This is a genomic window from Streptomyces sp. NPDC002640 (assembly GCF_053592575.1).
Genome location: NZ_JBSFVZ010000005.1, coordinates 52,854 through 77,574 on the forward strand (window position 1 = coordinate 52,854; position 24,721 = coordinate 77,574).

At 69.7% G+C, this 24,721-nt stretch carries 27 protein-coding genes; 22 read left to right on the top strand and 5 right to left on the bottom strand.

Annotated elements, in window-relative coordinates; genetic code table 11:
• The 7 genes from ACWD3O_RS08545 to ACWD3O_RS08575 all read left to right on the top strand — a co-directional run.
• On the top strand, window positions 1–567 hold a 567-nt coding region (locus ACWD3O_RS08545), incomplete at its 5' end, for a hypothetical protein (protein ID WP_451415279.1).
• A gap of 116 nt (window positions 568–683) precedes the next feature.
• Window positions 684–1,028 (top strand): SH3 domain-containing protein, encoded by a 345-nt coding sequence (locus tag ACWD3O_RS08550; RefSeq protein ID WP_332757089.1) that lies wholly within the window; start codon window positions 684–686, stop codon window positions 1,026–1,028.
• A 606-nt stretch (window positions 1,029–1,634) separates the two neighbouring features.
• Window positions 1,635–2,819, top strand: a complete 1,185-nt coding sequence (locus tag ACWD3O_RS08555; protein WP_451415280.1) for an MFS transporter — start codon at window positions 1,635–1,637, stop codon at window positions 2,817–2,819.
• 45 nt (window positions 2,820–2,864) lie between these two features.
• Window positions 2,865–3,683, top strand: coding sequence for a tryptophan synthase subunit alpha (trpA, locus tag ACWD3O_RS08560; RefSeq protein ID WP_413093173.1), 819 nt, complete (start codon window positions 2,865–2,867; stop codon window positions 3,681–3,683).
• A 57-nt stretch (window positions 3,684–3,740) separates the two neighbouring features.
• Window positions 3,741–4,130, top strand: a complete 390-nt coding sequence (locus ACWD3O_RS08565; RefSeq protein ID WP_451415281.1) for an MFS transporter — start codon at window positions 3,741–3,743, stop codon at window positions 4,128–4,130.
• The gene (locus tag ACWD3O_RS08570; protein ID WP_451415282.1) at window positions 4,019–5,029 is read left to right on the top strand and encodes an MFS transporter; all 1,011 of its coding nucleotides are present in this window, start codon (window positions 4,019–4,021) and stop codon (window positions 5,027–5,029) included. Before ACWD3O_RS08565 ends, ACWD3O_RS08570 begins: the two co-directional genes overlap by 112 nt.
• A gap of 64 nt (window positions 5,030–5,093) precedes the next feature.
• Window positions 5,094–5,318, top strand: coding sequence for a hypothetical protein (locus ACWD3O_RS08575; RefSeq protein ID WP_451415283.1), 225 nt, complete (start codon window positions 5,094–5,096; stop codon window positions 5,316–5,318).
• A 48-nt stretch (window positions 5,319–5,366) separates the two neighbouring features.
• On the opposite strand, the gene ACWD3O_RS08580 is transcribed toward ACWD3O_RS08575, so the two are convergent.
• Window positions 5,367–5,801, bottom strand: coding sequence for a hypothetical protein (locus tag ACWD3O_RS08580; protein WP_451415284.1), 435 nt, complete (start codon window positions 5,799–5,801; stop codon window positions 5,367–5,369).
• A 261-nt stretch (window positions 5,802–6,062) separates the two neighbouring features.
• On the opposite strand from ACWD3O_RS08580, the gene ACWD3O_RS08585 reads away from it, so the two are divergent.
• The 3 genes from ACWD3O_RS08585 to ACWD3O_RS08595 all read left to right on the top strand — a co-directional run bounded on the left by ACWD3O_RS08585 (window position 6,063) and on the right by ACWD3O_RS08595 (window position 7,716).
• Window positions 6,063–6,503, top strand: coding sequence for an SsgA family sporulation/cell division regulator (locus ACWD3O_RS08585; protein WP_451415285.1), 441 nt, complete (start codon window positions 6,063–6,065; stop codon window positions 6,501–6,503).
• A gap of 192 nt (window positions 6,504–6,695) precedes the next feature.
• Window positions 6,696–7,175 carry a hypothetical protein gene (locus ACWD3O_RS08590; RefSeq protein WP_451415286.1) on the top strand — a complete coding sequence of 160 codons (480 nt, stop codon included), beginning with the start codon at window positions 6,696–6,698 and terminating at the stop codon, window positions 7,173–7,175.
• A 58-nt stretch (window positions 7,176–7,233) separates the two neighbouring features.
• Window positions 7,234–7,716 (top strand): hypothetical protein, encoded by a 483-nt coding sequence (locus ACWD3O_RS08595; RefSeq protein WP_451415287.1) that lies wholly within the window; start codon window positions 7,234–7,236, stop codon window positions 7,714–7,716.
• A gap of 266 nt (window positions 7,717–7,982) precedes the next feature.
• Here ACWD3O_RS08595 and ACWD3O_RS08600 read toward each other — a convergent pair whose 3' ends face one another.
• Complete coding sequence (locus ACWD3O_RS08600; RefSeq protein WP_325749212.1) at window positions 7,983–8,189, bottom strand: DUF397 domain-containing protein; 207 nt, start codon at window positions 8,187–8,189, stop codon at window positions 7,983–7,985.
• A 17-nt stretch (window positions 8,190–8,206) separates the two neighbouring features.
• Window positions 8,207–9,067 carry a helix-turn-helix domain-containing protein gene (locus ACWD3O_RS08605; protein ID WP_451415288.1) on the bottom strand — a complete coding sequence of 287 codons (861 nt, stop codon included), beginning with the start codon at window positions 9,065–9,067 and terminating at the stop codon, window positions 8,207–8,209.
• Window positions 9,068–9,551: 484 nt separating this feature from the next.
• Between ACWD3O_RS08605 and ACWD3O_RS08610 the strand changes: the two genes are divergently transcribed.
• The gene (locus tag ACWD3O_RS08610) at window positions 9,552–9,995 is read left to right on the top strand and encodes an ATP-binding protein (protein WP_451415289.1); all 444 of its coding nucleotides are present in this window, start codon (window positions 9,552–9,554) and stop codon (window positions 9,993–9,995) included.
• Between the two features lie 68 nt (window positions 9,996–10,063).
• On the opposite strand, the gene ACWD3O_RS08615 is transcribed toward ACWD3O_RS08610, so the two are convergent.
• Together ACWD3O_RS08615 and ACWD3O_RS08620 are read right to left on the bottom strand one after the other, a co-directional pair.
• The gene (locus ACWD3O_RS08615; protein WP_451415290.1) at window positions 10,064–10,555 is read right to left on the bottom strand and encodes a TrmO family methyltransferase domain-containing protein; all 492 of its coding nucleotides are present in this window, start codon (window positions 10,553–10,555) and stop codon (window positions 10,064–10,066) included.
• A 195-nt stretch (window positions 10,556–10,750) separates the two neighbouring features.
• The gene (locus ACWD3O_RS08620; protein WP_451415291.1) at window positions 10,751–12,133 is read right to left on the bottom strand and encodes a Tat pathway signal protein; all 1,383 of its coding nucleotides are present in this window, start codon (window positions 12,131–12,133) and stop codon (window positions 10,751–10,753) included.
• A gap of 309 nt (window positions 12,134–12,442) precedes the next feature.
• Between ACWD3O_RS08620 and ACWD3O_RS08625 the strand changes: the two genes are divergently transcribed.
• The 11 genes from ACWD3O_RS08625 (at window position 12,443) to ACWD3O_RS08675 (ending at window position 24,622) form a co-directional block, all read left to right on the top strand.
• Window positions 12,443–12,898 carry an ATP-binding protein gene (locus ACWD3O_RS08625; RefSeq protein WP_451415292.1) on the top strand — a complete coding sequence of 152 codons (456 nt, stop codon included), beginning with the start codon at window positions 12,443–12,445 and terminating at the stop codon, window positions 12,896–12,898.
• Between the two features lie 263 nt (window positions 12,899–13,161).
• A complete protein-coding gene (locus ACWD3O_RS08630; protein ID WP_451415293.1) occupies window positions 13,162–13,668 on the top strand; it encodes a hypothetical protein in 507 nt (168 codons plus the stop codon).
• A gap of 303 nt (window positions 13,669–13,971) precedes the next feature.
• Window positions 13,972–16,215, top strand: a complete 2,244-nt coding sequence (locus ACWD3O_RS08635) for a nitrate- and nitrite sensing domain-containing protein (RefSeq protein WP_451415294.1) — start codon at window positions 13,972–13,974, stop codon at window positions 16,213–16,215.
• A 15-nt stretch (window positions 16,216–16,230) separates the two neighbouring features.
• On the top strand, window positions 16,231–16,689 hold the full coding sequence (locus ACWD3O_RS08640) for a roadblock/LC7 domain-containing protein (RefSeq protein ID WP_451415295.1): 459 nt from the start codon (window positions 16,231–16,233) through the stop codon (window positions 16,687–16,689).
• A complete protein-coding gene (locus ACWD3O_RS08645) occupies window positions 16,686–17,075 on the top strand; it encodes a DUF742 domain-containing protein (RefSeq protein WP_451415296.1) in 390 nt (129 codons plus the stop codon). The genes ACWD3O_RS08640 and ACWD3O_RS08645 overlap by 4 nt, the downstream gene beginning before the upstream one ends.
• Complete coding sequence (locus tag ACWD3O_RS08650; RefSeq protein WP_451415297.1) at window positions 17,065–17,625, top strand: GTP-binding protein; 561 nt, start codon at window positions 17,065–17,067, stop codon at window positions 17,623–17,625. The genes ACWD3O_RS08645 and ACWD3O_RS08650 overlap by 11 nt, the downstream gene beginning before the upstream one ends.
• Before the next feature lie 14 nt (window positions 17,626–17,639).
• Window positions 17,640–18,890, top strand: a complete 1,251-nt coding sequence (locus ACWD3O_RS08655) for a cytochrome P450 (protein ID WP_451415298.1) — start codon at window positions 17,640–17,642, stop codon at window positions 18,888–18,890.
• A gap of 152 nt (window positions 18,891–19,042) precedes the next feature.
• Window positions 19,043–19,330, top strand: a complete 288-nt coding sequence (locus ACWD3O_RS08660) for a hypothetical protein (RefSeq protein ID WP_451415299.1) — start codon at window positions 19,043–19,045, stop codon at window positions 19,328–19,330.
• 2 nt (window positions 19,331–19,332) lie between these two features.
• Window positions 19,333–19,506: a hypothetical protein gene (locus ACWD3O_RS08665; RefSeq protein WP_451415300.1), complete on the top strand. Its 174-nt coding sequence runs from the start codon at window positions 19,333–19,335 to the stop codon at window positions 19,504–19,506.
• Between the two features lie 56 nt (window positions 19,507–19,562).
• A complete protein-coding gene (locus ACWD3O_RS08670; RefSeq protein ID WP_451415301.1) occupies window positions 19,563–22,691 on the top strand; it encodes a lantibiotic dehydratase in 3,129 nt (1,042 codons plus the stop codon).
• Between the two features lie 80 nt (window positions 22,692–22,771).
• Window positions 22,772–24,622 carry a glycoside hydrolase family 15 protein gene (locus tag ACWD3O_RS08675; protein ID WP_451415302.1) on the top strand — a complete coding sequence of 617 codons (1,851 nt, stop codon included), beginning with the start codon at window positions 22,772–22,774 and terminating at the stop codon, window positions 24,620–24,622.
• Window positions 24,623–24,721 lie beyond the last annotated feature (99 nt).

Below are 24,721 nucleotides of genomic sequence, written 5' to 3' on the forward strand. Positions count from 1 at the left end.
CGTACGGACCCCGGTACGGACCCGGGCACCGACCCCGGTACGGACCCCGGTACGGACCCGGGCACCGACCCCGGTACGGACCCCGGTACGGACCCGGGCACCGACCCCGGTACGGACCCCGGTACGGACCCGAAGCCCGACCCGAAGCCCGACCCGAAGCCGGACCCGAAGCCCGACCCCAAGCCGGACCCGAAGCCCGACCCCAAGCCCGACCCCAAGCCGGACCCGAAGCCCGACCCCAAGCCGGACCCGAGCGTCGACCCCACCCCGGACCCGACCTCAAACCCTGGGGGTGGCGACGAGTCGACGCCGGGGGCCGGGTCGGGCAAGCCGGCGGGTGAGGCAGCTGGCAACGGCAAGTCCGAAGCGAGCAGGGTGTCCGACACCACCCAGAACGTGGCGGACAGCAAGCCGAGCGGATCGCTCGCCCATACCGGAGCGGACGGCAACACCCAGCTCGGCCTGGCGGCAGGTGGGTTGCTCGCGGCCGGCGTTGCCGCCCTCGGAGTCGCCGGCATCAACAAGCGCCGCGCCGCTCGAGGCGCCGGCAAGCCCGACGCCGCGTAATACCACGTCGCAACCGATCAGGCGGGGGTGAGAACACCCCTTACCCCCGCCTGCTCAGGCGTGTCGCATTTATGGCTTTTGTTCAGGAAGCGCCAGCGATCGAAGGAGCAGCACTCATGAAGTCCATCCGCCGTTTCACCACCGTCGCCCTGTCCGCGGCCCTCATGGCCGGCGGGGCGGCCGCCCTGGCACCGGCAGCGTCAGCGGCCACCGCCTCCAGCTGCACCTACAACCTGGCGGACCACAACGCCCAGGTCGACGGGAACGGAATCAACTACCGATCGGGCCCGGGGACGTCGTACGCCTCCAAGGGATTCCTCTACGACGGCGACGACCTGCGCATCTACTGCGGCAAGGGTGACTGGTACTACGGCAAGTTGATCTACCGGTCCAAGAGCGGCATGGCCGCGAACACCTACGGCTGGATACGCAAGGACATGCTCCTCAGCCTCGCCGGCTAGCCGAACCTGCCAGGCGGTGCGAGCTGTCACCGCTGGGCCCTCCGTATACGCGATGCCCGCAACGCGGGCTCCCCCCACACGCGCTGGGCGGTGCCCCGGCCCAGGGCCGGGGCACCGCCCACCCCTCCAGACCGCTGATGCCCTCTGCGGCCCACTTGCTCACGCCACGACGAGGAGACGCAGTGTCACCCGCTCAGCCAGCCCCCCGACCCCGACAGGTCCCGGGCGCACGCACCACCCTTCCCGGGCGAGCCCGTCGGCAGCCGCTGTCACCTCGACCGGTTTGGCAAGACGTCTTCCTCGAACCCCGGTACGACCCGGCGATTCAGCAGGAGATCGACGCCGACCTCGAGCTGGAACAAGAGATCGCACCTCCACGAAGACGAAGCGGTCGGGGCTGAGCATCGCGGCGCTCGAACTTGTCCGTCGGGTTCCAGAGACGGCCGACAGGTCCGGGCTCAATCCGGGCCACCCACCCCTCTCCCACCAGCACAACCGGGCGTTCGCCCCTCAAGTATCCGGAGCAGCTGCATGACCACCGCCCCCACCATCATCACCCCGCCCGTCAGCCCAGCGATGCGAGCGGCGCGATCCGTCGTCTGGACCTTGCTTGCCTCCTCTCTGCTCATCAAGGCCGCCGGCTTCGCATGGGACTTCCTGGGCTACTACGTCGCTGACGGGCTCGGATACGGCACCACGGCCGCAGGCGCAGCACTGACCGCATTCGGACTCGGCTGGTGCGCTGGCCTCGCTTCAGCCGGGGCCCTTACAGACCGGCTGGGACAACGGGTCGGCCTCTCGCTCGTCATGGCGCTGTCCTCCCTCGCCTGCTTCGCCCTCGCGATCGCCGAGTCGTTTCCCGCCCTGCTCCTGGTCTCGTTCTTCCTCGGCATGACGATGGAGATCCACCGGCCGGCGGTCAGCGCGCAGATCAACGCCACCATCGACAGTGAAGCCGGCCGTACCCGTGCGCAGTCCTGGCTGTACTGGGCTTCCAACGTCGGCATAGCCATCTGCGCGGCAGCCGGCGGATACCTGGCCCATCACTACGGCTACAAAGCCCTTTTCGTCGTCAATGGACTCGCGTGCCTGGGATTTGCGGCCGTGGCCTACCGAGTCCTGACACCACGGACCGCGACTGACAGCGCCGACGTCCCGGCCGTCACCTACCGCCAGGTCTTCGCCGACCCCTCACTGCGCTGGATCGCCGTCGCGGCAGTCTGCGGCATGACCTGCGCCTGGGGACTGGTCTCTGTCCTGCCGCTACTCATGACCGACGACGGACTCCCGCCCACCAGCTACGGCCTGGCGATGCTCGCCAACACGATCACGGTCCTGGCGCTCACTCCACCCCTCACCCGGCTGCTCGTCGGCTCCGGGGACACCCCCAGATATCCGCTCGTCCCCATCCTCGCCTGCGGCTGCGCCATTCTCGGGCTTGGCATCAGCCTCGCCGCTCTGCAGCACACCACCCTCGGGTACGCCGCCGCGGCCGCGCTCCTGGTCCCCGGTGAGATCGCCTTCTCCGTCGCGCTCGGCGCCTACATCTCGACCCACGCCCCCCGCAACGCCACCGGCCGCTACCAGGCAGTCCTCAGCGGAGCAACCGCCGTCGCCTCTCTTCCGCCGCTCGGCATAGCCCTGGCGCTGAACACCGGTGGCCGCCCCCTGGTCGCCGCCCTCCTGGTCGGCAGCGCACTCGTCGCCGTCGCCGCGTGCCGCCCCCTGGCCAAGGCCCTCCGAGACGCGCAGCAGGAACAAACACATCCGCTTCCCACCCCCGCCCCGTAGCCCGGGCCTCCCGGCCCCGGCCGATCACTCCCCCAAGGACCTTCCGTGCACGACATCACCCCCGCTGCGGCCCGTCTCACCGCCAGGCTGGCCCAGCCCGTACCCGTATTCGGTGCCTACCTGCCGGCCGGATTCCCGGCCCCCGGCCTGGACATCGAGACCCTGCAGATGCTCTCCGTGGCCGGAGCGGACGTTCTCGAAATCGGCCTGCCCCACCCGCATGCCCCCCTCGACGGACCGGCCATCACCGCGGCGAACCAGCGCTCCCTCGAACACGGGACACAGATCCAGGACGTCTTCACCACGGTCCGGCGCACAGCCGAAACCACCCAAGCCTCCGTGCTGGTGATGACGTACTGGGAGCCCGTACGCGCGCACAATCCGCGTCGATTCGCGTGTGAACTCGCCGACGCCGGCGCCGCAGGAGCGTTGATCCCGGACCTCCCCGCGGCTGCAGCTGCCGAGTGGGCCGTAGCCGCCCGGGCGGCAGGACTCCACAACCTGCAGTTCACCCCCCGACAGGCCACCGACACCGAACTCGGCCAGGTCACCGCACCTGCGAGCGGCTGGCTGTACGCCCCAGCCGTTACGGGCCGCACCGGCTACCAGGGACACCTCGACATAGCCGCCCTGAAGGCCTTCACCCGCAGGCTGAAGCGACTGTCCGACGTCCCCATCGTCACCGGGGTCGGCATCTCCAGCCCCGAGCTTGCCGAGCAGGTCGCCCCTCACGTCGCCGGCGTCGTAGTCGGATCCCCCATCGTCCGCTGTCTCCTTCGGCGCCCCGACAGCACCGGCGCAGCAGCTGCCGCCGATACCGCCGCCCTGTTCGCGGACTCCATCCGCACCCCCGCGCTGACCTGACCGAGCAGGCCTCGGCGCGACCACCCCCGCACAAGGAACCTGACCCCTGGAGCAGCCGTGCCTTCTGCCGTCGTTTCGCCGCAGGCCACCACCACAACACCAGCCGAGAACCGCCGATGGCCCCCGATCATCTGGGCAGCCCTGATCGGAACCTTCGCCATCCGTGCCCTCGGCTTCGCCTACCCCTTCCTGCCGTACCACGCCGACAGCCTCGGCTTCTCCGCACAGACGACCGGCTGGGTCGTGGCAAGTTTCGGCGCAGGCTGGCTCATAGGACAGGTGGGCGGCGGCTGGCTGTCCGACCGCATCGGACCGCGCGCAACACTGCCTACGCCATGGCCACAGCCGCGGTCATCCTGCCGATCCTGGCGGAATTGCGCTCCCCAACGGGGCTCATCACCGCCGCCCTCCTCACCGGCGTGGTCTACGACGCCGCCCGGCCGGTGATCACCACACTCATCGACGACACCTTCCCCACCAAGGCGCAGCAGGTACTGGTGAACGGCTGGCGACACTTCGCCGTCAACATCGGCGCCGCCCTCACTGGATCACTGGGCGGCTATCTTGCCGCCACAGCAGGACTTCCGACACTGTTCTGGGTCAATGCGCTCGCCTGCGCGATGTTCGGAGTGGCCGCCGTACTCCTACTCCCTCCGTACACCCGCCGCACCGGCCCCGAGGCAACCAAGACGGGGTACACCCACGCGGTACGCGATGCCCGTCTGTGGCTGCTCTCCCTCGCCAGCCTCTGCGCACTCATCTGCGCCGGCAGTGTCTTCACGGCCCTTCCGATGCTGATGAGCTACGACGACTTGGACGCCACCGCATACGGCTGGACGCAGGTAGCGAACGCGGCCGCCGTACTGATCCTGTCCCCGTTCATGACCCCATGGCTCAGCAGACGCGCTGCGCACGGAGGGCCCATGACCGGTCTGCTGGCCACCAGCGCCCTCCTCCTGGGCGCCGGCATGGGCCTGGCCGGTCTGGCGGATTCCACCGCCGGCTATTGCCTTGCCGCAGCCGCCGCCGTCCCAGGCGAGATCATCCTGTTCATCGCAGCCGGCGACCTCGTCTCCCGCCTTGCCCCGCCTGGAGCACACGGACGGTACGCCGGCCTGTGGGGCAGCAACCTCGCCCTGGCGGTCATCGCCGCGCCTCTCCTTGCCGCCTGGTCCCTGAGCCACGGCGGAGGAGTGACTGCGACATGGACCATCTGCGGCGCTGGAGCACTCGGGGCTGTCCTGTGCTGGCCCCTGCACTCCAGCATCCGCACGGCCGACGCACTCACTACCCCGGGACCCCGCTCAACGAACGATGAAGCAGAGCACTCCGCGGCGACAGCATGACTGTCGGTACCGCCAGGTACGTTGCCCATCACCACCTTTCGCGACTAGCACCTCAGGACAACCATTGAGTGACCCCATCGTCTTCGCGTGGTGCTTCTCCCACGGCCGACTGCACCACTTCGTCGGTGAGCCGTGGTGCACCGCCACCTGGGCTTCCCTTGCAGGCGCAACAGAAGAAGAGGCCCTGTCCGCCAAGGCGCAGCAGTACGGCGAGGCGACGTTTCTCGACCAGCTGCCCAATGAACAGCAACTCGCTCTCATTCGAGGAAGCAGCGACCGCACTGCCTGACAGCAACACCCGGCGGGCTGGAGAAGACGGCGCCTCGTCACGTTGGGCTCAGAACGTCACTAGCAGCCCGAGCACCATGACCGCCACGATGACGCCGACGACGATGATGCGCGTACCTGAATCGGCCGACCGCCACCAGCGGTCGGCGGTCGGCCAACCCGAGGCGTTCACTGCCTTGGAACCGATCCGCCTGGTTAGAGGCTTCCGCGCAGCATCATCGGGCTCCAGGTAGTCAAGATCACCGTCGTCGCTCTCCTGGATCTGTGCGGCAAGCGCACCGAGGAGCTCGTCCAGCCGTTCCGGGCCCAGCTCAAGATGCAACTCGGCCCTGTCGTTGCCCAGAACCAGCATGGGGAAGGGATGGCTCTCGTCCACACTGGTCACCACACTCCAGTCGGCGTAGTCAGCGTGCACCTGATCTTCGATCTCTGCAGGCATGGCCTCCGCGGTCTCGGCCGGCGAAGGGATGTAGTCGGCGGGCAAAGTCGTGACCTCCTTGCGGGCCACCGCGGTGGTGGCCCCGCCGCATGCTCACCGGTCAACCGGACACGGCCCGTCGGCGGTGGTGATCACAGACAGGAGCTCCGGATGGTTGTCCGCTCCACCCCGTAGGTTGCGTGCTCAGTCCCCGAAGAGACCAACGTCGACACCTGCTCACGGATGGCAAGAGATTCGCGACGGAACCCCGGTTCAACGGCCTCAGCTAGACACTCCTGCCATTCACTACCGAGGAGATCAGTTTCGATGAGCACTGATGTGCAGGAGCCGGTCAGCACCGCCTTTGCGATGAGGCTCCACATGCCGCAGCCGCACCCATGCTTCGTCATCACAGCGTTTCTGCACTACGCGCTGGAAGACCCGTACGCCGTACGGATCGTCTTCCGCATGAGCATGGGAGACGAGCCTGTCGTCTGGCACGTGAACCGCGACCTGATCCGAGACGGCCTGGTCCGGCAGGTGGGAGAAGGGGATGTGCAGATCGGTCCTGATCCGCGCAACGCAGACGACATCGTCTTCCGTCTCCGTGTGGGCGACGCCAGCGCGCTTCTGACGGCCCCTCGGCCGCCGATCGAAGACTTTCTCCGCCGTACGACCGAAGTGGTTCCGTACGGCCGGGAGACCTCTGTGCCCAGCGTGCGAGCGGCACTGGATGCCGAACTGGATCGCATCCTCACCATCTCGTAGCCCTGCAACACATCCTGCTGCCTCTCGCCAACACCGTCGCATTGCTTGCAGCTTGGGATGCCATGCCCCTGACTGATGTCAGGGGCATGGCCATTTCCGCACCGACTGGTTGTGTCATGCCGCAGGAGCCCCTGACGCGCATGTTTCCGCAAGGCCCTGGTCCCGTAGTGTCTCGGCTGTCAGGCTCGCGGCATGTCCGTACGCGTCTTCCGCCACGTCCACCAAGAGCGCAGCCACCGGACCCTCGGAGGCACCGTCGTACCGCCCGCAACCGAGACCGCCCGATGGGATGCCATGCTCGAAGCGGTCGCCATCAGCCGCGGGCTGCCCACGAACAGGGGGAAGGAGCTGTACGAATCCTGGCTCGCCGATGTGCAGCCGGCTGAATGCCCGTGCACGTCGTGCGGCGCCGTCCGCCAAGCCCTTGAGACCGAGAAAGCCCGGGAGGCCGCAGGGGCGTACCGGGGAGAGAACGGCTTCTGGATCTTCCCCAATGGGCTGCCCAAGGGAGAGACGCCGACGGGTTCCTACCAGGTCGCCGAGGGGGTCTGGGTAAACGCCGACGAGGCGCACCCGATCACTGCGGCCACCACGAAGGTCGGCGCCGCAACCCGCACGTCGCCGCAGAATGAGAGGGGGGTCACATCAGTAGCGTCCGATCGTGGACGATAGTCCTTCCATTCCCTGGCCATGATCAGATCCTCATCCGCGACCAGGAGGAGGTACCGCTGTGCCGGTCCTGCGCCAGATCACTACGTGCACCGAGCCGTCGACCGTCGTCATCGAACGGCGCGCCCGCGCACACGACCGGTCGGTGGACTACCGGCTGGAGGTCTGCCGACGCCACCGATGGCTGGCGAACAGTTGGAGTGGACGGCGCAGCACTGAAGGAGCCGGCGGGCGATGTGGGACCGTCACCGACTACCGCCCCTACACCCAGATCGTGCAGTCCCATGCCGACCTGTGGCTGCGCCCGTTGGCCGCGAACGGCCCTGAGGACCACGGCGGCGACCTCGCGACCGCGCTCCGCGCGGGGTACGAGTTGCTGACCGTTAATAGGGAACCGACCGGCGTGGCGGTTGCATTGGAACACGCGGCGCGTATCGCCGAAGCGATCACTCTCGGCACCCTGCCTCTGTCCGAGGGACGTGCTCAGGTCCTGGCGGCGCTCGGTGCGGCAGAGACCCTCGACGCCGGAGCACGAGGCGCCTAACTCTCCTGCCACATGATTGCGACCGCTGAGCGGGACGCTCGTGCTGTCCCTTTACCGGCCCCCTTCGGGAGAGCGGTCGAAGCGATGCCTGCAATGTGATGTGACTGCAGCAGGGGGATCCGCGGATGCGGAGGGGCTTGTTGCGGCTTGGGTTCTAAAGGGGGAAAGTAGATGCAGCGTCCCTCCCCACCAACCTTGGGGAGGGACGCTGTCGGCGCACATACTCGCGGCGTATCCGCTCGGACGTCAGATTTCCGTCCGGGTGATCACCCGAGGCGGCCGCTCTTTACATCGTCGACGAAGGCCGCCCACTGGTCAGCGCCGAACACGAAGGCGCCCAGGTGAGGGGCCTTGCTGTCGCGTGCAGCCACGAGGCCCTCCTCCGTCGTCTGTACCTCCAGGCAGTCCCCCTGCTGCGCTCCGCTGTAGGACGACTTCTTCCACTTGCCTTCCGGCAGGTCGTGCCGCATCATTTCACTTTCTTCGCGTCTCAAAGCTCTCGGCGGATTTCCGAGATCAGGTCATTCGACTTCGATGTCGACAGCATCGACGATCGCAGCAGGTCCAGCGAGTCTCTGTACTTTCGAATAGTTGTCTCCTCTTCCAGATATAGGGTCCCGTCCAGGTATTCCACCTGCACGACATCGAGATCCAGCTGGTCTGGGTAACTGTAGAGCGTGAAGGCCCCGCTGCTGGTTCCGGTATATCCCTGCTCGCTGAACGGGACGACGCGAATCTCCACGTTGGATTTTGCGCCGATCTCCAGCAGATGCCGCAGTTGGCCCTTCATCACCTCAGCGCCGCCCACTCGCTGGCGCAGCACGCCCTCCGTGACGATGCAGAGGTAGTCGAGGAAGGTGTCCCTCTCGAAGACGTCCTGACGGCGGAGCCGGATGTTCGCGTAGAAGTCGACCTGCTCATGATCCAGCGTCGGGTCGTTGGCGCTGATGACGGAGGCGGCGTACTCCTTCGTCTGGAGGAGGCCGGGCAGGACCTGCGGCTGGAACGCGACGATTCGTTCCGCGTCCTCTTCGAGCGCGAGCAGCTCCTTGAAGTCCGGTTCGAGCCTGTCGCCGTGGGTGCGCCACCAGCTGCGCCGCTGACCCTCGGCCGAGAGCGCGACCAGCCATGCGCGTACCTTCAGATCGCTGATCTTGTAGAGATCCATCAGCGTTTCCAGCTCGAGACGGCTGACGCGATGGCGTCCCGTTTCGATGCGGCTGATCTTCGGCTTGTCGCCATGGATGGCCTTGGCGGCCTGTTCCGGACTGGTCCCTGCCTTCTCACGCGCTTCGCGCAGAGCGGTGCCCAACCGGCGCCGGCGAGCCGTACGTCGCGCTGGCTGTCCCACCTTCGTCCTCCTCTGTCCTTGTCTTCCGTCAGTGTGACGGACGCGGCCGCCGCAAGGCTACGAGGGGAGCGCTTGCACTTCTTCCGCACGCAGTCCTGCATTTTGTAGCTCAGGAGGTTGCGGTCTGTGCCAAGTTAGGTCCATCGTAAGTAGGCGACCACGATGCGCAACCACTTCGTGGCGGTCAACTGCCGTGCCATGCCGTCTCAGAGGCAGAGCGCGGGTCTGTGAGCGATGACGCCGAGGCTTGAGAGGCAAGTCCATGACGCCAAGCGGAGACGAGGACAGGGGGATCCCCAGCGCCTCCCGGCGGGACGCCATCCCACCGGACGCTGGGGCTCTCCAGGCGCCGTCATCTGTTCAGTTAGCGCGCGACGTGACTTGCGGACGCGACGTCCGAGTGGCGGCCGGCCCCGGCGTCTACGCAGTAGACCGCGCGTGGGTGCATCCCCTCAACGGTGTCGGCTCAGGATGGTTGGCCCCGGTGGCCCGTCTGACCCCGATCGGCAGTCCGATCACCAGGCAGCACCCTGTCGAGCTCGCGATGCCGACAGCCCGGCGGATGGCCCGGGTCAAGGGACGCGTCGGGCTCACGATGCTGAACTGGCATGGCAGCGTGCCGGCCGCGCTGCAGGTCCTGTCCGTACTCGTGGACAACGCCCTCCAGCACGGCCGCGCGGCCGCGAACACGGAAGCAGCTCTTCGCGCATGCCTGAGCATCACAGTGGAGCAGCAACTGCTCGTTGATGTGCAGGACTTCAACCCCGGGTTCGCCGACTTCCGAGAAGTTCGATCCGGGATTGGAAAGGGTCCTTTGATCGAGCTCGTCAGGCGGCGGGCGATCACAGACCTCACATGGTTCGCCGATCCCAACATGCAGGGCAAGACCGTGCGGGCCGTGCTGACCGCTGGGGTGGTGGATCTGTGATCGCGCGCTCAACTTCTCGCCAGGCCCAGGAACGTGCGCATCTGCGGATGGCGCGCTCCCGACATGGGCTAGCGCTTCACGGGCGGGGCATCCCAGTAGTTCCCGAGCATCTCGTCGACCCACTTGGGGACGTGGATCTCTCCGCGGGGGCCCATGACCGGGAAGTACGGCGACACATCGAACACGGGGGTTCCGACGACCGCGTCGAAGTCGGTGACGTGAAGATCTCGTCCCTCGACCCTCACCAGCCTCGGATGGCTGACGGCGAGCTGGTTCGGTCGTCGATGGTTCCGGTGGACGAAGGTGCCTGTGGCCGGCCAGGCCGGGTTGTTGCGTGGGCTACGCGCGTGCAGCGCCACGTCCGTGGGGCTGGCCCGGTTGAATTGCCACAGGATCTCCAGGTGCGAGAACTCCTGGAGCCCCTGAAGGGTCTCCAGGGGGAAGTCCTCGTTCATGCGGATGATCGACTCCACACCGCCTTGGAAGTCGTCGACGGGGTCGATATGACCCGCGACGACCTGCGCGACTGCTGTGATCTCGATCCGCGTTGGGCTGGCCATCAGCGTCCCCTTCGTCACCTGCGCGTTGGGCCGTCCCGGCCCCGGCGGAGGTTCATCGGCACTTCAACCCGGTCAGCCTATGGGGCGCAGTGCGCGCCTTCGCCGACCGGTCCGGGCCGGAGCCCCGACGACCGCGACGTCCGCCGGGTCGGGAAGGGCAGGTTCGCGCGGGTCCAGGCGGGAACGTCCCGCAGGTTACGCCTGGCTCAGCATGGAGCGGGCGCGCGCATCCAGCTCCGCGGCTTGGCTTCCAGCCCGGTTCCGGAAGGGCGAGAGCGCGCGACGCATCTGGACAACGGTCTCCTTCGCCCGGCCCGACTGGACGCCGGTCATCGCGTCGAGGGCCTGGCTCCAGGTCTCGCAGGCGCTGTCGAGGTGTCCTTGCTGGGCCTGCACAGCGCCGAGGTAGCCCAGGGTGACGGAGTGCGTCCTCGCGAACTGGGCTCGCCGTGTCCGGACGCTGCGGTGGAACTGCGTCTCGGCGCCCTTGAGGTCGCCCAGGTCCCGCAGAGCGGCGGCGGTTTCATGGGCGAGGCTGGCCTCGGTGTAGAAGAACACCCGGTTCGGCTCGTCTTCTCCGTCGCTGACCCGTCCAAGGTCTTGCTCCGCACGCAGAAGTGCGGCGACGGCGGCCTTCTTCTCGCCGGCCGCGGCCAGACCGCGAGCGTGCACGACGCCGAGCAGCGAGCGTTCCCGCCAGCAGGCGTGTGCGTAACGGCGGCTGGACAGGGAGGCTTCGGCCAGCCGCACGGCCTCCTGCGGTTGCCCAAGGTCGACGGCCTGGTGGGCCATCGCCCGCAGGATGTGCCCGGCCAGCGGAGCGTCTCCGGCCTCTTCGGCGAGGCCCGTGGCGATCGTCAGCCAGCGCTGCGCGAGGGGGTGCTCCCGCCCGTCGAAGGCCGTCCATCCCGCGAGGTAGGCGAGTTCGGCTGCGGCGGAGGTCATCGAGCTCCGGACGCCGTCGGACAGGAACCGGCCGCTCAGAAGCTCGGCGACATCTGTGCGGAGGTATGCGACAAGGGCGGCGCGGCCGGCGCGGCCCCCGCGCTTCTGGTCGCGGCGGGAGAAGATCGCGGTCATCTCCCGTACGTCTTCGACGTCCTGAGCCGTCACCACGTAGCTCGACAGGGGTTTGCGCGCCCGGGCTCGGTCAGCGGCCCGCTCGAACCACTGGTCGTCGGGGAGGGCCAGGGCAGCCACCGAGTAAGCCGAGGTGGCCAGCAGGTGTCGGCGGTCGATGTCCACCATGTCTTTGCTCCCGAGCGTCACCAGCGTTGTCAGTGGGTCGTCGCTCCACGCCGGCAGCTCGAGCTCGTCGGTGTCCGCCGTCAGTCCGATGTCGGCGAGCGTCACGAGGCGACCGAGGCATCGGGAGAGCGTCTCGGCCAAGATACGGGCAGCCTGGGGCTCGGGGACGACGCCGCCCACCCACTTCGCGATGTGGGACTGGCCCACGCCGGTCAGCTCGTCGGCGCCATGTTCCGCGGCAACCGACCTGACACGCGCAGCCAGGCGGGCCTGAGACAGGCCCGCCTGGGCAATCGCAGCGGCCAGCTTGACGTTGCGCGTACGCCCCATGGTGCGTCCTCGTCCCCGAAACGATCTTTCATCACGTTCATTGGTCCCGCGACCTTGCCGGGATACCCAGCGCCGCGAAGACGCGGTTGTCTCGTGAAGACGATATTCCTCAACCCCTGCGGCAGCGCAGGTGATTCGAGGACCTCATCCACACGAACCCGCCGGGCGAGTGGCCCTGAAAGCCCGATGGCAGGAGAGGAGAAGCGGCCGATGAACCACCTGACGCTCAGGAAGCCCGGCTGCCCGACGGCTCTACCCGCCGTTATGCCGCATGGGGGCATGGCCCTCCCGGCCCAAGGAGTGTGTGCCGTGCCCCACCTCCCCCTTGACAGTGCCAGCACACGCGGCGCGGACGAGCCCCAGTTCGAGGTCTCACTGCCCGCCGAGCGGGCGGCCGTCTCGCGGGTGCGGCGTCAACTGCGCACACGGCTGGAGCAGGACGGCCTTGGTGACGTTGCGGACGACGTCGTCCTGATCTGTACGGAGCTCGTGACCAATGCGGTCCTGCATGGCTGCCTTGGCTTCCCGCCCGGGATCACCATCAAGGTCACCGTCGTCTGGTCTGACGTCCAGCTGCGCCTGGACGTGCGTGATCCGTCCGGCGTACGGCCCAAGGAGCGGGAGTTCTCTGCGAGCCGGGCGAGCGGGCGCGGTCTGCGGCTTGTCGATGAGCTCTCCGACCGCTGGGGCGTCGAGACCGACCCGTCCGGCAGCGGCAAGACCGTGTGGACGGAGCTCGACACCCCCCGGAGGCGAGCATCGTGAGCGTCTATGCAATCACTCGCTCTTCGGCCCACCACTTCGGAGCAGGACCTGCGGCCTCCGAGAGTGCGCCGCCGAACGCGCTTGCCTTCCCGCTGTCGAATGCTGCGGCGGCCAGGCTCCGCACTGCATCGACAGGCGCAAGGCAGAAGGTGTATGGGCACCTGCCCTTCCCCTCGCAGCGGCCCTCTCAGATCGGAGACTACGTGTTATCCGCATTACGCCAGGCCTTTGGTTGGCGTAGGCGTTCCCCGTCGCCCGGCGCCGTGCATGCCGTCGAGGACCTGGTGGAACGGGTGCTGGGTGCGTCACCGTTGCCCCGCGACGACAACGACGTCACGCTGCTCCTCGCGGGCCTGCGCCGGCAGCTCCCTCACCTGGAACAGCTCCTGGACGACACGGCCCCGGACTTGGTCAGCCAGGCACGCCGTATCCGTGACGAGCCGGTGCCGGATGGACGCATGCCCTTGGTGATCCTCACCATCCGGCTTGCAGAGATCGCCCAGGCCCTGGTCGGCGCTCTCCCGGAGAACGCCCTGCCGCGTCGCACGGCCACACAAGATCTTCTCCCCTCCGACGACCAGGCAGTGGACGGCCACCGAAACGTGGTCGAGCCGGATCTCGCCAAGACCGAGCCGCTGCCCCTCCCCGCGCTCGTCCGCACGCCGACGCCCGGTCCCGCCAGGATCCCTTCGCGGAGTCAGTCGAGTCGGGCAGCCGACTTGGTCAGTGCCGCTGCGGGTTCGCTGAGCGATTGCGGGCCCCCCGCATAGACCCGAGCCCGGCGACACGCCATGCCCCGCTCGTCGCCGGTGCTCGCCGTGGGCTTTCGGCTTCCGGGACCGGGGGACCGTCCCGGCACACCGCCGACCCGGTCCCGGAAGCCGAAAGCGAGTGGCAGATCCCCCGTGCTGCCCTCCCGGCTGCCGCGGTTCCCAGAACGCACCCGCGGCAGCCGGTCCACGCCCCCACGCCTTTCCACCCCTCCCACCGTCCGAGGACTCATGACCCCCATAGACCGCTCTGGCCACAGGGCGCCGCGGCGCATCATGACGGTGCGCACCCGACTCATCGTCGTGGCCACCGTCGCAATCACCGCACTGCTCGCCCTGGTCGTCGTCAACGCCGTGCCGGCCTGGGACAAGCAGAGGAACCTGCGCAACGACAGCACCACGGGACGCCTCGGCGGCGAAGCGTCGCTGCCCCTATTCATCGCGGCACAGGCCGAGCGCAAGCTCACGGCCGCCTACCTGGCTCACCCGTCTTCCTCAGCGAAGGCGGCCCTGAAGGCGCAACGGGGCAAGACCGACGCCGGTCTCGCGTCCTTCAGGCGCTTGTCCGGCACCGAGCTGCGCACCGACCAGCGGCACCGATGGGAGTACGTCGAAGCGGTCTACCGGCAGCTCGATGACCTGCCCCGGGTGCGTAAGAGCGTGGATGCCCGGGAGGGCGAGCCGGATGAGGCCACCGGCTACTACACCTCCCTGATCAACAGGATGATCAGCTTCTACCAGGCGTTGAGCGCGATGGACGACGGCCCGCTCACCCTGGAGACCAGGCCGTTGGTCGGGCTCTTCTACGCCTCGGACGCCCTGGCCCAGCAGGACATGCTCATCACCCAGGCCCGGGAATCCGGGCAGATGACGGACGCCCACCGGGTGGCCTTCGCGGAGGTGTACGGCACCCAGCAGGTGATGTACGAGCGGTGGATCGCTCCCTATCTGCCCGAGCAGGAGAAGGCGCTCTACGACAAGATCACCGCGAGCCCGGAGTGGAAGGAGCTCCAGGCGGCGCAGCGGTCGGTCATCACCCCGCCGGCCGATGACCTCGGCAACGGGCAGATCGGCGGCCGGTCCTCCCTCCTCCAGTGGGACGACGCGTACGCGAAGGCCAGCGGGCAGCTCGCCGGCCTGAACCTGCAGCGGACGCAGGGGCTGCTCGCCCACGGCTTCCAGCGGGCGGACGAGATCCGCACTCAGGTGTTCCTCCAGGCCGCCTTCAGCCTGGTCGCGATCCTGCTGATCGCCGGGCTCATCATCTGGTTGATCCGTTCCATCTCCTCGCGGCTGCGTCAGCTGCGTCAGCAGACACAGGAGGGCGCCGAGCGGCTACCGCAGGTCGTGGACCGGCTGATGCGCGGCGAAGCGGTCGACGCAGAAGCTGAATTCCTCGAGCCGGACCGCGGTGACGAGTTCAGCCACGTCCAAGCCGCCCTGATCGAGGCCCAGCGCACTGCGGTGCGCCAGGCCGCCGCTCAGGCCGGCGATCGCCGAGGGATCGGCGCATTCGTCGCGGCGGCGACCGAACGGACCCTCGGACACATCAACCGGGCCCTGGGCCACCTGGAGAAGGTGATGGCCCGGCCGGACGTCGACTCTGCCCTGCTGGACGACCTGATCACCATCGACGGGGCCGTCTCTGCCAGCCGCCGCCACCAGGAGCATGTCGGGACGCTGGCCGGCAGCATGCGACAGGACCTCTACGACCGGCCGAGGTCGATCCTCGACCTCGTCAACGACGCCGCGGTGGAGACCGGTTCTCCCAAGCGGGTAGCCAACCAGGTCACCGACACCGCCTTCATCCCCCCACAGCACGCGGCCGCCACAGTGAAGATCGTCGCCGCGCTGATCGAGAACGGGATCGGCAACTCCACCGGCAATGTGACCGTGCGCAGCGTCAAGGCCGTGCACGGAATCGCCCTGGAGATCGAGGACACCGGCTTCGGGATGCCCCAGGAGGCCATCGACGCCGCCAACGCCGAACTCGCCCAGCACAACCAGGCAACGTTCGAGGCCATGGCACAGCGGCGAGGCAAGCTCGGCCTGTTCGTCGTCGCGCGCCTGGCCGGCAACCACCATCTGAACGTGTCGCTCAGGCGATCCGCGTACAGCGGGATCACCGCCGTCGTCATGATCGACAACAAGGCGCTCACCACGGTGAAGCAAGACGCCTTCGCGCCTCCCGCACCGGCCCGCCCCGCCGCGCCGACGGCTCCCACTACGACGGCCGCGGACGGCGTGACGTCACGCGCTTCCCTGCCTCGTCGGCGACAGCCGGCCCTGGACCCGGCCGCCGCTCATGCGCAGCGTCAGGCCGAGCACCTCGGCGCCGGCGCACTTCCGGCAGCCACCGACGCCGACGCCGTACCGCTGCCGCGCCGCCACGCAGGCCAGCACCTCAACCCCATCCTGCGTAACAGCGCTCCCTCCCCCCAGCCGCGGGGCGCGAGGGACGAGTCCGACCCCCAGCAAGTCGGGGCCGACTGGGCGGACTTCCAGGCCGGAACACAGCAGGCCCCTCAGAACCACCCCCACCGATAAGGACGAGAAGACATCATGAACCCCGAGATCCAGAACCTCCTCGACCAGCGCGTCGGCCAGATCGCTCACGTGCTCGGAGCGGTCGTCGTCACCGAGGACGGCATCTTCCGCTACATGAGCGGCTGGACGAACGTGGCCGCCGACCCCTCCAGGGACAAGTCCGCCGAGGCCGCACGCCAGGAGCTGGGCGAGCACCTGGCCGCGATGACCAGCAGCATGGCCACCCTGGCCCAGCGGCAGGCCGACTACATCAGCGGCGGCCACATGCTGCGCACGGTGGTGGAAACGGAGAAGGGCTGGTGCGTCGCCAGCCGCGCCGGCAATCACTGCGTCATCGCCGTGCACGCGTCGAAGGAGGCCACCCTCGGCCAGCTCGGCTTCGAGTTGACCGATCTCGCCGGTCAGCTCGGCGGCATGCTGGACGTCGAGCAGCGAGAGCTGGCCACGGGCGAGCACGGCGGGACGATCCTGTGACGGCGGCGTCGGGCGGCCGCCGGACGCGGCCGTACGCCGGAACCGGCGGCCGCACCCAGGCTCCCGACGCCACGCTGAGCATCGACACCCAGATCACCGCCCAGACGGGACACGGAGGGCGGCTGCTCAGCGAGCAGCATCAGCTCGTTCTGGACCTGTGCTCCGAACCCAGGGCGGTGTCGGAGCTCGCCGGACTGCTGCAGATGCCCGTCGGGGTCATCACCGTCCTGGTCACCGACCTCCGGCAGCGCCAGATGGTGACCACCCAGGCCCCGGTCGACATGTCCCGCAACGACAACGTCACTCACCGCCTCATGGAGCGCGTACACGCCGCCCTGCAGGCCCAATACGAAGAAGAAACCAGGGGGGCACGGGGTGCCAACTGAACCCGCTCCGGAAGTCGTCAAGCTCGTCGTCGCCGGGGGCTTCGGGGTCGGCAAGACCACGTTCGTCGGTGCGGTCAGCGAGATCGAACCGCTGAACACCGAAGCCGTCATCACCGAGGCAAGCACCGGGATAGACCGCACCGACGGAGTCGAGAAGAAGACCACCACCACCGTCGCCTTCGACTTCGGCCGGCGCACCGTCGACGACGTCACCCTGTACCTGTTCGGCACGCCCGGCCAGGACCGGTTTTGGTACATGTGGGACGACATGGTCCGCGGCGCGGTCGGAGCCATCGTCCTGGCCGACACGCGGCGGCTCGCCGACTGCTTCGCGAGCATCGACTTCTTCGACGTCCGCGGCGTGCCCTACATCGTTGCGGTCAACGCCTTCGACGGCGCACCGGCCTACAGCGAGGCTGACCTGCGCGCCGCCATAGCTCTGCCGCCGCACATCCCCCTGCTCCAGCTGGACGCCCGCGAGTCCGGCTCGAGCACCCTCGCGCTGCTCACGCTCCTGAAGTACCGGCTCAGCCAGTCCGCCACCGCCTGATCCGAAGGACCCCCATGCCCGCCTTCTCTCCCTCCAGCCCCCTTCCCCTCTTCACCGACGAGCTCCTGACCGACCCCTACCCCGCGTACGGCACCCTGCGGAGCACCGGCGCCGCCGTGCACCTGGAGGAGTACGGCGTGTGGGCCATATCCCGGCACGCCGACCTCGCCGCGATCCTCAAGGCCCCGGACATGTTCGGCTCCGAGGGCGGGATAGCCCTCACCGCCCTGGCGAACCAGGAGATCCTCGCCGGCACGGTCCTCGCCTCCGACGGCGCACAGCACGCCAAGCTCCGCAAGGTGCTGTCCAAGCAGCTCGCCCCCCGCGCGATGAAGACCCTGGCCCGCAGGATCACCGACCGCGCCGAACGCCTGGTGGACCAGTACACAGAGCCGGGCCGGTTCGACGCCGTCGCTTTGGCACGCCACATGGTCTGCGACACGGTGATGGAGCTGATGGGCCTGCCCGACGCGGACCGGGAGGTGCTGCTGTCCGGCGCCGCGGCGACGTTCGACGTGTTCGGCCCGCACGGCGACCGCTACCAGCAGGCGCTGCCGCTGGCGTCCCGCATGGTCGAGATGCTCCACGAGAAGCTGATCCGCGAGAACGTGCCCTCCGAGTCGTGGATGGGGGCCATCTTCGAAGCCGTCGACGCCGGGCAGATCGAGGAGAGCGACGCGGTGCCCCTCGCCTCCGCCTACACGGCCGCGGCCATCGACACCACCGTCCTCGGCCTCGCCGACTGCCTCGTCCAGCTCGCCCGGCACCCGGAGCAGTGGCAGGTCCTCCGCCGCGACCCCGTCCGCTGGGCCACGCCCGCCTTCCACGAGGCCCTGAGACTCGAAGCCCCCATACAGGGCTTCGGGCGGCTGCTGACCAAGGACGCCGACATCGGCGGCGTCCACCTGCCCGCGGGCGACCAGGTGTGGCTGCTGTACGGCTCCGCCGGCCGCGACCCCCGCCACTGGGGAGACGAAGCCGACGAGTTCAACGTCAGGCGCCTGCGCAACCACCAACACCTCGCCTTCGGCGGCGGACCCCACCTGTGCGCCGGCATCCCGCTCGCCGAGCTCCAGGCCCGAACCGTCCTGCGGGCCCTGGCCGCCCGCTGCTCCCACCTCACGCTCGACGGCGAGCCGGTCCGCGTCCTGAACAACCTCCTGCGCGGGTACAGCGCCGCGCCGCTCGCCGTCGAGCTCTCCCCCCGTACCTGCGCGCCCGGGACCGGGACGCCGGAACCCTGCCAGCAAGGACCCGTGCCGTGACCCTCGCTACTCGCTCGCCCGGCACGGCCCCTGCCCGACCGGGGAGCCTGGACAGTGCTCCGCAGTCGAGGCCAGTCGGGCCGGGCTGGGAGGTCCTGCTGATGCCCAGCCCCCTCACTGATCGCGTTGTGCGCACCCTCGGAAGGGCCACGATGGCGGCCTCGGCCCTGGGCTGGGTCTTCTCCTACGCCGGGCAGCGCGGGGTCTTCCTGCCTGAGCGATCCGACACCCCCGCCTGGCCGCCCGGCACCACCTACCTCCACACAGGCGAGAGCGTGACGCTGCCGCCCTTCCACTGGCAGATGGACGAACGGGACGACACCGGGGGGTGGATGAACCTGGACGGTCCTCCGCTCAGCAAGCCGCTGCTGCTCCACCCCATCGTCACCGCGATCGCGGCCGACATGTCCACCTGCTCCCTTCCGGCACCGGAGTTGTGACCATGCCCGTCCTCAGCCATCTCTCCCCTCCGACAACCGGCGCCCCGCAAGCAGCCGGACATCAGGAACCGCGCGACCAGCCGCCGAGCCCCGCTCTCATCGAGGTGCTCGACCTCCAGGAGACCGAAGTCCCCCACACCGCGCACGCGCTGGAGCACTTCTTCCCCGACGCCTGATCCGCCTCGCCCCCGACCACTACGACAGCTGTCCGCAGCAGGAAGGCCACGACGCCATGGGTTCCCGCCCGCTGTTCCGCGCCCAGCCCGGCATCATGGTGCGGTCCGTGCTCCTCCACGACCTCCCCGTCCCGCCGGCGCCGGACCCGACCACCGCAGCGCCCGCCGCGACGGCATCGTGGCGGCGCTGGGCGCTCGAGGTCTGGGACGTCCAGCAGATCGCGGCCGCCGTCCGGCACGCAAGTCCCGACCTCGCCCGTGAACTCGACACCCTCAAGGACGCGCCCGCCGAGGCGGAGCCCCTGCGGCGCATCGCCCTGACCCTGCTCAGCTACGTCCTGCGCCTGGCCCACCGGGCCACCCCCTTCGGCCTCTACGCCGGCATCGCCGAGGGGCGCTTCGGGCCGAACGCCGAAGCGCGGTGGGGAGATACGCACCGCACCCTCACCCGTCCGGCCGGCCTGTGGTTCGCCACCGTCGTACAGCAGTTGGAGGCAATCCCCGAGGTGCGGCAGCGCCTGCGGCTGCTCGCCAACAACGCGCTGCGCGTACGCGGTGAACGTCTCGTCCTGCCCTGGCAGCCGCGCGAGCTGGAGGAGACAAGCACGGCCGTGCGCGAGGTGTCGCTCCGGCACACCGCCGCAGTCAGGTCGGTCATCGAGCTGGCGCGCACGCCCCTGCCGTACGGGGACCTCGTGCGCGAACTCGGCGCCGTCCACCCTGATCTCCCTGCGCGCGACGCCGAGGAACTGCTGGACGTCCTCATCTCCAAGCGGATGCTGCTGACCAGTCTTCAGCCCTCGGGCACCCAGACGGACACCCTCGGGTACGTGATCGCCGAGCTCGACCGGGTGGGCGCCATGCGCAGCGGCCCGGCGGCGGAGATCGCCCTCGCCCTGCGGGATCTCCACGCGCAGATGCGTGACCTCGACGACCAGGACCCGCTGTCGGAGAAGGCCGACCGGCAGCGGACCGAGATCGCCGCCCGGATGCGCACGCTAGCCGACGAGCCCTCACCGCTCGCCGTGGACGCCCGCCTGGACGCGACCGTCGTCCTGCCCCGGGCGGTGGCCTGGGAGGCGGAGGCGGCCGCCAGCGTCCTGGCCCGGGTCACCCCGGAACCGCGCGGGACACAGGCGTGGATCCGCTACCGCGAGCGGTTCCGCAGCCGGTACGGGGAGGGCACGCTGATCGCGTTGACGGACCTGCTCGACCCGCACTGCGGCCTCGGCCTGCCCGAGGACTTCCACGGCACCGCGCGGGCCCCCGAGCCCGACGCCCTGCACCGCGACCGGCTGCTGGCCGCCCTCGCCCAGCGCGCCTGGGCCGCGGGCGAGGATCTCGTCCTCGACGACGACCTCGTCCACCAGCTCACCGCCGGGCAGCCACCCGCGGCGACACAGGACATGCCGGCGCACATCGAGCTGACGGCCTCGGTGTACGCCGCGGACGCGCAGCAGCTGGAGGCCGGGGACTTCAGCCTCGCGGTGCGCCGCACCGGCCGCGGGTGGGGCCACTTCAGCGGCGGCCGGCTCGCCGCCCTGCTCGCCGAGCAAGACTCCCCCAGTGACCTGCTGGGCATGATGGCCCGACGCCCGACGACGGTCCGCGGCGCGCTGCCCGTGCAGGTCTCCTTCCCCTCCCTGATGCCGAGAGCCTCCTACATCACACGCACCCCCCGCCTGGTCGCCCCCCTGATCTCCCTGTCCGAGTACCGGCCGGCAGACCCTGACCTCATCCCGCTGAGTGATCTTGCCGTGACCTGCCACGGGGAACGGCTGCACCTCGTCTCCCTGTCGCGGCAGCGCGTGCTGGAAGCGGCGATTCCCCATCCCCTTCAGCTCGAGTGCCAGACGCCCGCCGTCGCGCGTTTCATCGACGAGCTCCAGCGCGGCCAGAGCAGCCGGCTCATCGGCAGCATCGGCAACCTCGCCGCATGGGACTGGGGCGCGGCGGCGCGGCATCTGGCGTTCCTGCCGCGCGTACGGGCCGGGCGCAGCATCCTCAGCCCGGCCACCTGGCGCCTGGTCCACACCGGCCTGCCCGCGGCGAGCGCCTCGACCGCCGAATGGGAGGAGTCCTTCGCCGCCCTGCGGGAACGGTGGAGGCTGCCGCGCAACGTCTACCTGGAGCGCTACGACCACCGGCTCCGCCTGGACCTGGAACAGCCGGCACACCGTGCGCTGCTGCGCTCCCACACGGAGCGGCCCCACTTCGGAGAGCTCACCCTCACCGAGGCCGAACCGGACAACGCCTACGGCTGGTGCGGCGGGCGCCCACACGAGTTCGTGACCTACCTGGCGTCCTCCGCGCCCGCCCGACCCGGGCCCGCCGTCCGCAGCACGCCGATCCTCCGCCGCGACCATGCCTACCTGCCCGGCGCCTCCCGCTACCTCTGCGCCCGCCTGCACTGCCAGCCCCAGGTGCGCCGCGCGCTGCTCACCGACCACCTCCCCGCGCTGGCCGCCGACCTCCCCCACTGCGTGTGGTGGGTCACCGCCCACGACGAAGGCGACCGCCCCCACACCGAGTTGACCCTGCGCCTGCCCCACCCCAGCGACGCGGCCGAAGCCCTGACCCGGCTCGGGCAATGGACCGCAGACCTGAACGACACCGGGGTCATCAGCGACTCCGCCCTCGTCCCGTACCGGCCACACCTGGGCCTGTGGGGGGAAGGGGCCGCGCTGAGCGCCGCAGAGAATGCGTTCGCCGCCGACGCCGCCGTCATCGCGTGCCAACTGGCTCGCCCGGCCCTCCAGGCCCTTCAGCCGGTACTGGCGGCGGCCAACGTCATCGCCATCGCGGCCGGCTTCCACCAGGACGTGACCGAGGGGATGGCGTGGCTGGTCGCCCAGCCCAAGCCGGCCGCCGCCGCGTCGCTGTCCCGCCCCCTGGTGCAACAGGCCCGAACGGTCGCCGACCCGAGCGAGGGGTGGGCCGGTCTACGCCGCATCCCGGCCGCCACCGGACTCGTCGACGGCCCCTGGCTGCGCCGCCACGAGGCGCTGGTCACCTACCGCGAAACCCTGCGCGCCTCGCCCCCGGCCGATCCCGACTCCGTACTCCGCGCGCTGCTGACCGCCCACCTTCACCACGTCGGTGAAACCTCCGAAGGCACCGCGTGGCGCCTGGCCCGGGCCGTCGCCCTCGCCGGCGCGCGTCCGCGCCAACGGCAGACGCATTGATCCCCGCACCCGCACCCGCACCCGCACCCGCACGATCCGTTGGCCACCCCGCGGCCAACGGTCAACCCGAACGGACCCTAATGACCGCGCTCATCGAGGACCACGCCCTCGTCGGTGATATGCACACCGCCGCCCTGATCCACCGCCGCGGCTCCGTCACCTGGCAGAGCTTTCCCGACTTCGACTCCCCCGCCGCGTTCGCCTCGCTGGTCGGCGCCCCGGAGCACGGCTCGTGGGACCTGTGCCCCACCGCTCCCGACGCCCGCGTACGGCGCCGGTACCTGCCGGGCACCCTCGTACTGGAGACGACCTGGACCACGCCCGACGGAGAGGCCCGCGTCCTGGACTTCATGCCGACCCGGGCGCCCGGCAGCGGCAACCCCCAGCTGATCCGGATCGTCTACGGCGTCCGCGGCGAGGTGCAGATGTCCTCGCGGATCCTGATCCGCTTCGCCTACGGAAAGGTCGCGCCCCGCCTGGTGCGCCACCCCCACCAGTTCGGCGGTGACCGGTACGCGGCGCTCGCCGGACCGGACTCCCTCTACCTGGACTCCTCGATACCGCTGAGCGAGCACGCGGACGGGAACGTGGAGGCCACCTTCTGCGCCCGCGCCGGGGAGCAGCAGGTCCTCGCGTTGTCCTGGCAGCCCTCCCACCTGCCCGCGCCGCACCGCCCCGACCCCGCGGCCGCGCTGGAGAGCACCGTCGCGTTCTGGTCCGACTGGTCCGCCGGCAGCACGTACACCGGCCCGTACCAGGAGGCCGTCCACCGCTCGCTGATTGTCCTCAAGGCCCTCACCTACGCTCCCACGGGCGGCATGGTCGCCGCCCCCACCACCTCGCTGCCGGAGGAGATCGGCGGCGTACGGAACTGGGACTACCGCTACACCTGGCTGCGGGACGCCGCGATCGCGCTGAGCGTCCTGGTGCTCACCGGGCAGCTGGAGGAGGCAGCGGCCTGGCGGGACTGGCTCGCCCGCGCCATCGCCGGCGATCCCGCCACCGTGCAGATCATGTACTCGATCAGGGGCGAACGCGACCTCCCCGAGAGCACCCTGCCCCACCTCCCCGGGTTCGAAGGCTCCCACCCCGTACGCATCGGCAACGGCGCCGCCCACCAGCCGCAGCTCGACGTGTTCGGCGAGGTCCTCGACGCCTTCCACCTCGCCGAGGAAGCCGGCCTCGCCCCCTGCGACGACGCCTTCGCCCTCCAGAGCGCCCTGCTCGCCCAGGTCGAGACACGCTGGCACCTGCCGGACGCAGGGATCTGGGAGATGCGCGGCCCTGAGCGGCACTTCGTCCACTCGAAGGTCATGGGCTGGGTCGCCGCCGACCGGATGGTCCGCCGCATCGAGGCCGGCCGCGCCACCGGCCCCGTCGAGAAGTGGCGCAAGCTGCGGGACGCCATCCACGCCGACGTGTGCGCCCACGGCTACGACCCGGTCCGCAACACCTTCACCCAGTCCTACGGCTCCACCGAACTGGACGCCTCCTTGCTGCTCATCCCTTTGGTGGGCTTCCTCCCGCCGGACGACAAGCGGGTCATCGGCACCATCGAGGCGATTCAGCACGAGCTGTCCACCGGCGCCGACGGCCTGATCCTGCGCTACCGCACGGCCGGAGACGTGACCGGCGCCGACGGTCTGGCCGGCGACGAGGGCGCGTTCCTCGCCTGCTCCTTCTGGCTGGTCGAGGCCCTGACGATGATCGGCCGGACCGCCGAGGCGACCGCGCTGTTCGAGAAGCTCCTCGCCCTCGCCAACGACGTCGGGCTCCTCGCCGAGGAGTACGACTGCGTCGCCCATCGCCAACTCGGCAACTTCCCGCAGGCCTTCAGCCACTTCGCCCTGGTCTCCGCCGCGCTGCGCCTGGCCTCCGGGGAGAAGACCGCGGCCCGTGACGAAGCGCTCGGACTGGACGCCGCCGCCTGAACAACGGCTGCCCGGCCCCGCACCGGGCCGGGCAGCCGCCCCGCCCCTCTGACCACCCTGACCACCGACGAAGAGGACGACGCCACCCGTGTCCCCGGC